Raw genomic sequence first — 9,944 nt, 5'->3', positions numbered from 1 at the left:
AAACAAAAGTCTGAAAGAATAAAAAGCATTCTGCTTTTGTTGGCGAAAAACCAACAGGAGCAACTAAGACTTCTTCACAGTACTATCTTCAATGCCGTAGAGGATTTTGGAGCTAATACCATTAATCCTTATTTAGAAATAGGCTGGAATCTGAAATGGCCGCCGCATATCGAGGCATTGAAATCGATTGACATTATGGAGCTGGATGCAGGGCAGGTGTACATGCTGAACGAGTTAAAAGTTGCCTCTGATTTTGCTCTTGATGTTTGCAAGCGGCTTCCTAACTGGGACCCGTTAAGTGGAACCGCGCAAAAAAACATAACTCTACTTAATCATTATTGGGAAATGGCCGGACTCACTATCAGCATGCTTGACTCCAGTAAAAGAGAATCAGCGCAATAAGTGGGGCGGGTCAGGCCGCCGCTTGAGACTCTTGCTTCGGCGGCCACTCCGTAAACCCAACCTTCGGCGCCTTCGTCTTCGGGTTGATGATTGGCTTGCCTTTGGCGTCCGTCAGGACTGCCTTGAACCTGATCCGCAAGTCACGGCACTGAAGCGTCTTGCGGGCCAGTTCAATGAACTGTTCGGCGTACTGAGGTGCGTCGAACAGCGGCGAGAGCTGGCGAACCGTACCCCCCCCATGATCTGCTCGGTCTTCCTCTCGACCATGGCCAACCACTCAGGCAGAGGGATTTGCTCGACGCCGCCTGGCGCCTGAAGATTCTTGCGGGTGCCTTTGGTGCGCTTCTTGGCCTCGGCCATGGCGACAGCGCGGGTCATGCCAAACACTGCAAATGTGCTCATAACGCACCTTCCTTTGAAGTGAACAGGGATAGTTGGTTGTCGACCCATCGAGGGGGCACGTTTTGTTTGTCGAGCTCGTGCTGAATACGCGCCCGGGCGATCGCCACGTACTGTTCGTCGATCTCGCAGCCGATGAACTTGAAGCCCTCGCGCATTGCTGCTTTACCGGTGCTGCCTGAGCCCATGAACGGATCGAGCGCGGTGCCGCCCGCCGGAGTGATCAAACGAAGCAAGTAGGCCATCAGGTCGGTGGGCTTCACCGTTGGGTGCGTGTTGCCGGTGGTGGCAGCGTTCTCAACTTTACGTAACGTGTTGCCGCGTTTGAATTGGGGACCTGGGTTGATCAGGCCTTCGTGCCGATCGGCGCGGCTCGTCTTGGCGCAGTAGAAGAAGCGGGCGGCGCTGCCGGTGTCGCCGTGAAATGCCCCAGCCACTCGATCGCGCTTGCCAGTGATCTCGCCAGTACTCGCCGCGCTGGCTTCGTTACCGCGCACTGGTGCGCTGGCGCCGGCCTCCGTCGGAAACATCGCAACCACACAGTCGCTTCCGTCGTGAATCAGATTGGCTGGCCAGCGCCCGGCCTTTCGCTCGCCGGTGAATTCCACGTCCTGCTTCCATTTGCCAGTTTCATTGACGTTGTGTCCTGGTGCCATCCGCTTCTGGGTGTATTGGCCGCCGGCGGCATCCGGCCCGTGAATGCGACAGGCGTCTACGTTGATTGGTCCGGTGCCATGTTCCAGAGCATTGGCCGCAACCGTACCTGTCAGCGGCTTGCGGGCCATGCAGATTGGTTCATGCGCCGGTTTGAGAGCGGTGCCCCAGCCTTTGTGGTCACCCTTGAGGTTGTGCGACTTGGGAAAGCCTGAACCGAACACCCACATGATCTGGTCGCGAATCTCGAATCCCGCCATTTCGATACCCACCGCCATATGGTGGTAGGTGCGAGCTGCGGCGAACGACAGCAGGTGTCCGCCGGGCTTAAGTACCCGAAGCGCCTCCGTTGCCCACTCTAGGGTGAAGGACTGGAAGGCGCGCATGCCGTTGGGCGTCAGATCGTACTTGCCAGCCTCGGCCGCAACTGAGCGATGTCCGCCATTCGGGCCGCACGCTGAAGCATGTGACGGCATGCTGGCCCGGTAGGCGGCGCGGTCTTCGATATCCTGGCCATCCCAGCTCTTGCCCATGAACCGAATACCGTAGGGTGGATCGGTCACGACGCTGTCGACCGAGTTGTCAGGTATCTGCCGCATCAGCTTCAGGCAGTCGCCAACCAGTATCTGGAGGGAAGGGGTCATAAGTGATTTCCAGTCAGGCGCCTGCCTCGCCGGCTGGCGTGATTCGTTGAAGTGGGCTATTGGTTTATGCTCGATGCAGCCTGACGGGAGACTGACATGAGATTGCAAAGCGACATCGATGCACTCGCGGCGATCGAGGAAGACGCCAGAGCGATGCTGAAGCGAATAGGAATTCCCGACGACAAGCAGAAACTGGAGGTGATTATTTGCTTGCGGCAGATAATTGAGTTTGCTACCTACGGGCAGTCGATTGACCTATTCACAGACAATTCAGCGCAATAAGTGAGGGCGGTTAGGCACGCCTGGCTTTGAAGTAGCACATGGCCTTCGAGCTATAGCAGTTGTCTTGCAGGTCTTCGTAGGCCTTGTACTTGGCTTGACTGCGCGTGGCTGCCCAGACTGTCTTCACCCAGTGGCGGGCGTCGCCGATGTAATGCTCAACATCGAACCAATCGACCCATGGAGGGATGACTTTCCACTCCTTGAGCGGCAGGGTATCGGCCATTTCGCCGTACTGCATTTCGTGGGTTGGGTGGTGGTTCCGGATACGCTTCTTCGGGTCTTCGTCCAGAACTACGCCGATGTAGTGGTCGCGATCAGCGAGGATGACACCGGGTTTTCCGTAGGCGATGACACGGCGACCGACTTCGGCAGGCACCTGATAGTGCTGCCGGACGTATGCGCAGTTATAGCTCATGGGTTGTCTCCAGTCGGGCGCCGCCCTCCGTGACCTGATGCGAAAAGAGGCTGAGTGTTATCTATGCGCAGATGGCCCGCGACGAAGCCAAAAAATGTGCTGTGTTATGGCAATTTAATTTCGTTGTGCTACCACTGTGTTTGAACAAACTCTGTTCAATCTCAGCGAATGGACTCGACGCATGATCAAAAAAATTATTTTCGCGCTTGCTTTCTTTGTTTTCGCTGGATGCGGTACATCACCACTTAGCGAAAAACAGTTATTAGCCGTTTCGCAAACTCAAACAGGCCGAGCGGATAATGCGATTGCAGAGCCAGTCATTCAGGCTGCAATTGATGATGCGAACTTGGTATGCAGCGAGGTATTAGGTTCGAGAAGCGCCCTAGCCGAGAAAAGATCGAAAAAAAACTTATGGATATCTCTTGGTGGACTCGTAGCTGGCGCCGTGGTGGCTCCAGCTCTGATTAGTGCAAATGCAGCAGCTAATGCGCCATGGATCGCGGCCTTCAGCGGGATGGGCGGCGCAGCTAACATGGCCACGAGAACCATTGATGAAGCGGGATTTAGTGGAGCAGCTGATGCTCAAGTCATGAACAGTATTAGTGCAAGCGTGAAGGAAAAAATGATCGTGGCTATGATAGAGCCAAACGGTCCCAAGGCCAGGTATGAGGCCGCCATTGCTGCCAAAGCGGAATGTCTTTACTACCCCAGGTATGTATACAAGCTGCCATCAGACCCATCACCCGTCCCACCAGTTAAGTAAAGGCGGGCTATGCAGCTCATCAGTGTGAGGTAAGACATCAGTTCGGAGGGAAGTGCTCGTCGCCCGGGTCTTTGCGTAATTCGCGCAGGCTTTCATTCAAAAAAAATGCGCGACACGTTTTCGCTAAACACGATTTCGTGTCGCGGAATGCATAGATACTCGGTGGAGCCTTCGGGTCCGGCCGCATGCGCACACAGAATCAGCAGCTCAATCGCATGCTTGTGGCTGGCCCCGTGCAGGCTCTTGGCAATCTCATTCAGCTGATCGAGAGCACCAGGCCTGACGTGATGTCGGATCAATCCAGGTGGTGTCGACGAAAGCTCTACTGCTGCCTGCGATAGAGCCGCAACCGGGTCAGCATTCAAGATCAGCAGTTGCAACACCTCGCCAGCTTCCTCGATTTCGTTCCAGCGCATCAGATCGGCCAGCATCTCCGTGATGCCGTGGCGCACTTTGTGGCGTAGCTCCACCTCGAGCTTCGCCACCCGCTTCAGTGCCGTCTTGGCCGATCGCTCCTTCCCACTCTTGGCCATGGTCTACCTCTTCAATTCCGCTGGCCGGCAGGCCCAGCCAAGGCTGTCGGCGTCTTTGATTTACTACTCGCTTGATCTTGCTCATGCCGCTGCGTTCACCAGGGTTACGCCGGCCATGCTGAACAGTGAACCTTGCTGTGCAACCAGAGCATCCAACGCTTCCCATTTCACGGTCAGCACGCTGAGCGGTGCGAGGCCACCGGCAACCGCGTGCACCAGCGCTTCAAGGTCCGTGACTTCCGCTCGGTAGGTCACCGGCTTTGCTGTGGCCACTGCGGGCTTCGCAATTGCAGCAACCGCTGGAGCGGCTCTCATCGAGGAGGCGGTCGGTGCTGGTTGTGCAGGTGCCGGCTCGATGACAGCCTTTGCTTTCGCTTCGTCTTCGATCCGCTGCAGCTCTTCCTTCCGAATCCGCTCCCGTTGAGCTTCAGCCTTCACTTCTTCGGCTTTCTGATGCTCCGAGATCCGCACCTTGATCAGCGCGACCAGGTCGTCATTGGCCTTAAGCACCAGCTGCTGGAGGTCGTTAAACAAGAATGTGTGGCTTGCGGCGAGTTCGTCATAGCTGGCCAAGTTGACGCGGATGCTGTCGCCGGTCTGGCTGGCAGCGATCTTCGCCCGGGCCAGCTCTGAGTCGGCGGCATCGCGCAGGCTGCTGATGCTCTTCTTGCCTTTGATGGCGCCGGCGAAGTCTGCCGTCACCGCAGGCATGCGAGCCTTACCGCCCAGTGACGCGTTGATCTGGTCGATGTGGATTTGTAGTGCCTTGGCCGCACCCATGATGATGTCTTCGCGGATGCTGACCTTTCGAGCCTTGACCAGCTTGTCGAGCATCAGGCGCTTGGTGCGTGCCTCGGCGCTGATCTCGTCGATGGTGCGGAAGAGGGCGTCGATGCTTTCGGTTTGGCTCAGTGCGTGTTGCTTGGCCGCAGCCAGGCGCTCTTCAACATCACCGCACCACTTGACCGTCTTCTCGGCATCGGCGAAGTGCTGGTCGGTTTCCAATTCGGTGTTGATCGCCGCAAAGACTGCCAACGAGTGAGCCTTGAACTGCTCCAGATTGCTGGCGGTGACCATGCCGGTGACTTCGATGCGCAGTGCGGGAAGGCTTTCAGGTGTCTTGCCGACGGCCTCAGGCAGAACCTCGGCAGGTGTGAAGTCGAGCAGGTCGGCTTGGAACTGCTTCCACCCGGCAACGAGTGTCGCGGCGCGACCCGGTATCGGCGTGTATTCCATCGATACGAAATTGTCCTCGGTGCCATCGGAACAAACGAAGATCACTTTCTCCGCGCCGCTCACCAGCAGTTGCTGTTCGAGCTGCCAGTAATAGTGCGGGTCGAGGGTACCGGCCAGCACATCAGCGGCGAGCTGTTCGTTCCACATTTTGTGTTCGAACAATGTCTCGCCGAGCATGGTGCAACCATCGAGCGAGGCGAGCAGGTCACCCTCGGTACCGACAACGGGGAACAGGTCTTCGCCTATTCGTTCTTCCAAGATTGGCCGCGCCATTGCTTCGGCTTCATGGCCCTTGTCGAACAGGTATTTCTGCACCCACCACGACACGTCGCGGTCGAGGCCGGTCTTCTTGGCGTGGAGCAGTTCGGTACGCTTCATCTGCTTCGACGCGCCCATCATCGCCGGGGCTTCGGAGGCGGTGAAGTAGTTGGCGCGGAGCGCATGCCAGGCTTCGGAGCCCTGAGCGACGTTATGGATTTTCATTCTTGCTCTCCTTCAATAGGTGCGAGGGCGTTGATCTTTTCGATCTGTTCTTCACTCAGGGTGAATTTGCTGCTGACGGTTGCGATCAGGTGGCCAGGTGATGACTTGCCGGCGTCGACCGCGATCTGCCATTTCGGCAGGTTCTCGGTGAGCTTTTCTTCGGGATAGGGGGGAAGCTCGGCGGTGCCCCGAGTCTTTGTCGGAGAAACATCACGGATGATTGGCGCAGACTCTTCGAGCTCATCGGGGCTGTACACGCCAAGGATCACGTCGGGGCAATAGAGGCGGGACCAGCGCTTGGTGGCGAGGTAGGCCAGCTGTTGGCGGGGATCATCGGCCCAGAGCGTGCTGTTGCGAGTGCGGGCCTGAGCCAGCAGCAGCTCCAGAACGCGAGGCTCGTCCTCGCCGCGGAACGTGGCCCAGACCTTCACGCCCAAGCCTTCTTCGTCTTCCAACTTCCAGCCTGGCTGGCGGTACTGCTTTCCTTCGGTATTGGTCTTGATGTCGAACTTACCGATCACCTTTTCCCAGGCGCCGTACCACTCGTAATGCAGACGGTCCAGCACTGGTGCGCAGGTGGTGATCACCGCGTTGACCAACTGAGCTTCGTAACCGAGCACGCCATTCACCAGGTGCGTTTTCTGCGCGACCGCAAACGGGTTCATCTTCCATTGCATCGACTGCATCACCACAGCGAGACAGTCAGCCGAGTTTCCGTTGAAGTGCTTGGGCACTGTGGCGCGGCCGGTGGCCATGACATCAGCTAGGCGCATCATTTTGTCGAGGCTGTCGCCGTCGAGTACCAGTGCGCTGGTGCTGGTCGCAGCATGAGGAAGAATGTGTAGCGTTTGTTCGTGCGCCACTTGCGCCACGCTTTGAGCAGACATGAGTGTCTCCCGCGCCATCCTTGCGGGGCGCTGTGAAATTGGATTCGAGTTACTTCGGTGCGATCAGATCGGCCAGGGTGATCAGTGCAAGCCAGCCAGACCAGCCGTGAAGGGAGGTTGCGACGCTGCGCCAGATGAGGTGGCAGGTCGTCATGCAGACTCAACGAGCGATAGAAGGCGCTCGCCCAGCTTGATCTTGGCCGCGACCTGCTCTCGAGTGACGCCGGCGATCTGGGCGACCTCAGTCAGTGGCAGGCCTTCACGTCGAAGCTTCGCGCAGCGTTTGGCCAGGCTTTGACCGCGTAGATGTGCGCCGTGGCCGCTCACTGCTCACGCTCCAGTTGAGCAACTCGGTAACGCAGCACCTGCAGGACGCGACCGCCATAACCAGGCTCGGCGTACTGCTCAAGCGGGGCACCGAAGAACCCGCGCCGTTCGGCCAAGCCATAGGCTTCGCGCAGGTTGTGTGCTGTGACGTCTTCGAGCTGTTCGTCGATCAGCGTTTTTACTGGTGATGTGGTCATGATGCCTCCTTGCGCTGCTGGCAGATTTCCCGCAGCCGCTTGCAGTAGTGGTTGAACTCGTCAGTGGTGATCGCGCCATCGGTGAAGAGGCGCGTAATCAGTGCCTGGACCAGCAGGCTGATGTCCTCTGCGCCGGATGGGGCGGCGACGCCATCAAGGGCTTGGTCGATCAGGATGTGAGGGCTCACAGATCGCCATCCACTTCGTCTTCCCTCGCTTCTCGCTCGGCGGCAACCGCGTCGGCGGCGTAGGGCCTGAGCATGGCCATTGCGATTTTTTCGACGGTTTCGACCGGTCGCTGCTCGCCGAGAAGGTCGGCGGCATGTGTGTGAGCTTCGCTCTGGCTGCCAACGATGGACGCAAGCACGATGCGTGCGAATGAATCTCGCTGGTCCAAGCCATCAATCTGGCGCTGGTTGAGATGTCCTTGCAGGTACGTGGCGTATTGATCGGCAGTAATCACGCGAGCCGCGCCAGATCGACGCTTCCAGGTGACATCGGAACCACATACCAGTTGCTCGGCGGAGTGCTCAAGCCACTCTGTTTCCGCGCGAGTTCAGACGATTGGGGTAGGACAGAGGAACGCTGGGAAGGCTTTAACACCGTCCCTGCAAAAGACTACGAGTTTTATCGTAAACGCTCCGAAGCGATGATCCCCATGTGCAAGTGTGGAAGCAGGAATGTGGTTACGGACAGAACTCCGTTATCTTAAAGCCAAAGCTTGCCGGTTACGTCTCCGGCGCGGACTTCCACCGCCGTGTTGATTCCCTGGGTTGATGCAGGTGGGCGGTTATAAGCCGCAGTTTCGTCCGCATCGGAGATCGCTCGAATCCCTTTGAGTGTTGCCCGTCTACGCCGCGACAAAATCCGCTCTGGCTCGGGACAAGGTGGCCACCCTGCTATCACGACAGAGGGGCGAGCGATCTCCGATGCGCTCTCGTCGAGAGGATCGGGCAGTTTTCGTCAGGCTGACGTGGCGCTGGTTGGTCAGTCATCGAATCCATAGGAGAAGTCGTCTGGATCGCAGTCGATCACCAGAATAGCGTTGCCGAAGTAAAGGGACGCGAGCATGCGTTCCCACTTCGTGCGAATTCGCATGTTGATTGCCACTTTGTTGTCATCGAGCTTGGCGCTCATCACTTCACCGAACTGTTCTTTCGCGCGGAACCGATCACCAGTTTCGCGCTCACCTTTGATATGAACGTGAAGCGAATGCTTCAGGCTATGAATACCGCGCTCGCCGGAACTATAAATGCGCCGATCTCGACTGCCTTCCGGCTCAGGGTCGAATGCGATGTAGAGGAACTCAGACGAATAGGAGCTGCTTTCTTCGAATCGGATTTCTGGTGAACTCCAGCGCTCTTCGGCGGCCCGCTCTTTGTGCTCATCGATGAACTCATCGAGCAAGGATTTCAGCGAAACCTCGCCGGTAAGTAGTCCGTCGGCAGAAAGAAGCTCGGTGATGCTCTTGTCGGCGTGCTCCAAGATGACCGAGCCCATGGCCGCCTCTTCCCAGCGCTGACGCAGGGCGTTGGCGATGAGCGAGTTGTAACGCTGAAGCTCGAACATGTCGGAAACGTTCGCCGGTAGGGCAGCCTTTACCGCTTCTTTGATCTGGCCTGAGAAGTCACCGTAGGAGCGGAATGCATCCTCGACGACGGACTTGAACATCTTTTCAATACCTTCGTCGATCAGCTCGCGCGGTCGATCGGATGCAGCATAAGTGGCGACCCGCTCGGCCAGAAGCTGCTGAAGTGTTTGTTCGCTCATTTGGTGCTCCGTGCTTGATCGGTTGATTTCCCATCTGGCCCTGTCACCAAGGCCAGCCAGTGAAACCTGTGTTTCGGTCATACGGCCAGAGCAGGGCATTCGGCCCGCCGCACCATCCGGACTTGAGCTGTACGACGATCAGGCACGCGGCGATCACGGCGCATCAACTCGTCATCGAGCATTGAGTGAATGGCGACCAGCGCCGCCAGGACAAAGCACATCGGCGTGATGATCTGCCGCTTCATCGCCTCAGCCACCAGGGCGGTGCGCCGCGTGACGCCGAGCTTGAACATCGCATTGGTGAGGCGCTTTTTAACGGTGCCGGCCTCGATGCCTGCCTCTCGGGCGATCTCTTTCGAGGTGAATCCCTGGGCAATCCAGAGAAGGAACTGAAGCTCTCGCGGTGCAAGGCCGCGACCGAGGTGACCCTTCCATGCGCCGTTGATGATTGTCGCTTCCATCGTAGTGACTCCCGGTTGGTTTCCCGCTGCACCCGGCAGGCCAGGTGTAGTGGTGAAACTGTTCGTAAAACGCCCGGTCACGCTACTGGCGTCAGACCGGGGTTATTGCGTCAGCGATGTTTTGCCTTTCCCCGCTACTGATTGCAGGTCCGGCGCGTCTTTGGTCTGGCGTCGGGACTTCCTGTTCACCCAGCTTGATCAGCGTTGCCAGGTGGTCATTGGTGCTTACAACATGCGACGTACAGTCCCTGGCGCCTGTTTAAGTRGGCACACCGCATGAGGTCCGGCGCTCCTCATAGCCGAGGCTCAGAGCGCTAATTTTGAATCTGTCTCGCGCCGCTTACCGGGTCATTCGCCAGTTCGGTCAACACCTCGACAGCCGTATGGGGTATCCCATCGTGGGCAGGCTTTCGTGCCTGTCTGTCGCCGGTCGCCAGTAGTGGCAGCGCAATTTTGTTCACCTGACTTTCTCTCGCCCCACAGGTGTGGCC

The 9,944-nt window shown here is 57.8% G+C and carries 15 protein-coding genes; 3 read left to right on the top strand and 12 right to left on the bottom strand.

The annotated features are described in order from the left end of the window. A partial coding sequence (locus tag AC1DH9_RS15775; RefSeq protein ID WP_477808395.1) for a hypothetical protein occupies positions 1–402 on the top strand: 402 nt, incomplete at its 5' end. Positions 403–513: 111 nt separating this feature from the next. On the opposite strand, the gene AC1DH9_RS15770 is transcribed toward AC1DH9_RS15775, so the two are convergent. Both AC1DH9_RS15770 and AC1DH9_RS15765 read right to left on the bottom strand, forming a co-directional pair. Then, positions 514–804 carry a hypothetical protein gene (locus AC1DH9_RS15770; protein ID WP_477760925.1) on the bottom strand — a complete coding sequence of 97 codons (291 nt, stop codon included), beginning with the start codon at positions 802–804 and terminating at the stop codon, positions 514–516. Then, on the bottom strand, positions 801–2,099 hold the full coding sequence (locus AC1DH9_RS15765) for a DNA-methyltransferase (protein ID WP_477761304.1): 1,299 nt from the start codon (positions 2,097–2,099) through the stop codon (positions 801–803). The genes AC1DH9_RS15770 and AC1DH9_RS15765 overlap by 4 nt, the downstream gene beginning before the upstream one ends. Before the next feature lie 96 nt (positions 2,100–2,195). Between AC1DH9_RS15765 and AC1DH9_RS15760 the strand changes: the two genes are divergently transcribed. Further along, a complete protein-coding gene (locus AC1DH9_RS15760) occupies positions 2,196–2,381 on the top strand; it encodes a hypothetical protein (protein ID WP_477761303.1) in 186 nt (61 codons plus the stop codon). A 10-nt stretch (positions 2,382–2,391) separates the two neighbouring features. Here the strand turns inward: AC1DH9_RS15760 and AC1DH9_RS15755 are convergent, their stop codons facing one another. Beyond that, positions 2,392–2,796, bottom strand: coding sequence for a hypothetical protein (locus AC1DH9_RS15755; RefSeq protein ID WP_477761302.1), 405 nt, complete (start codon positions 2,794–2,796; stop codon positions 2,392–2,394). Between the two features lie 181 nt (positions 2,797–2,977). On the opposite strand from AC1DH9_RS15755, the gene AC1DH9_RS15750 reads away from it, so the two are divergent. Continuing rightward, entirely contained in the window at positions 2,978–3,559 is a 582-nt protein-coding gene (locus tag AC1DH9_RS15750) for a hypothetical protein (protein WP_477761301.1), read from the top strand. 92 nt (positions 3,560–3,651) lie between these two features. Here the strand turns inward: AC1DH9_RS15750 and AC1DH9_RS15745 are convergent, their stop codons facing one another. The 9 genes from AC1DH9_RS15745 to AC1DH9_RS15705 all read right to left on the bottom strand — a co-directional run bounded on the left by AC1DH9_RS15745 (position 3,652) and on the right by AC1DH9_RS15705 (position 9,453). Continuing rightward, the gene (locus tag AC1DH9_RS15745) at positions 3,652–4,092 is read right to left on the bottom strand and encodes a hypothetical protein (RefSeq protein WP_477761300.1); all 441 of its coding nucleotides are present in this window, start codon (positions 4,090–4,092) and stop codon (positions 3,652–3,654) included. Positions 4,093–4,173: 81 nt separating this feature from the next. Continuing rightward, positions 4,174–5,811 (bottom strand): YqaJ viral recombinase family protein, encoded by a 1,638-nt coding sequence (locus AC1DH9_RS15740; RefSeq protein WP_477761299.1) that lies wholly within the window; start codon positions 5,809–5,811, stop codon positions 4,174–4,176. Then, complete coding sequence (locus AC1DH9_RS15735; protein ID WP_477761298.1) at positions 5,808–6,698, bottom strand: RecT family recombinase; 891 nt, start codon at positions 6,696–6,698, stop codon at positions 5,808–5,810. The genes AC1DH9_RS15740 and AC1DH9_RS15735 overlap by 4 nt, the downstream gene beginning before the upstream one ends. Positions 6,699–6,848: 150 nt before the next feature. Then, positions 6,849–7,025: a hypothetical protein gene (locus tag AC1DH9_RS15730; protein ID WP_477761297.1), complete on the bottom strand. Its 177-nt coding sequence runs from the start codon at positions 7,023–7,025 to the stop codon at positions 6,849–6,851. Then, the gene (locus AC1DH9_RS15725; RefSeq protein ID WP_477761296.1) at positions 7,022–7,222 is read right to left on the bottom strand and encodes a hypothetical protein; all 201 of its coding nucleotides are present in this window, start codon (positions 7,220–7,222) and stop codon (positions 7,022–7,024) included. The genes AC1DH9_RS15730 and AC1DH9_RS15725 overlap by 4 nt, the downstream gene beginning before the upstream one ends. Then, positions 7,219–7,410, bottom strand: a complete 192-nt coding sequence (locus AC1DH9_RS15720) for a hypothetical protein (protein WP_477761295.1) — start codon at positions 7,408–7,410, stop codon at positions 7,219–7,221. The genes AC1DH9_RS15725 and AC1DH9_RS15720 overlap by 4 nt, the downstream gene beginning before the upstream one ends. After that, on the bottom strand, positions 7,407–7,685 hold the full coding sequence (locus tag AC1DH9_RS15715; protein WP_477808394.1) for a hypothetical protein: 279 nt from the start codon (positions 7,683–7,685) through the stop codon (positions 7,407–7,409). Before AC1DH9_RS15715 ends, AC1DH9_RS15720 begins: the two co-directional genes overlap by 4 nt. A gap of 524 nt (positions 7,686–8,209) precedes the next feature. After that, positions 8,210–8,992, bottom strand: a complete 783-nt coding sequence (locus AC1DH9_RS15710) for a hypothetical protein (RefSeq protein WP_477761293.1) — start codon at positions 8,990–8,992, stop codon at positions 8,210–8,212. A gap of 77 nt (positions 8,993–9,069) precedes the next feature. Beyond that, entirely contained in the window at positions 9,070–9,453 is a 384-nt protein-coding gene (locus AC1DH9_RS15705; protein WP_477761292.1) for a response regulator transcription factor, read from the bottom strand. Positions 9,454–9,944 lie beyond the last annotated feature (491 nt).

Source organism: Pseudomonas sp. 05T35, from assembly GCF_056396605.1.
Note: the sequence above shows the minus strand (reverse complement) of the source record. Positions and strands in the feature narration are given on the sequence as shown.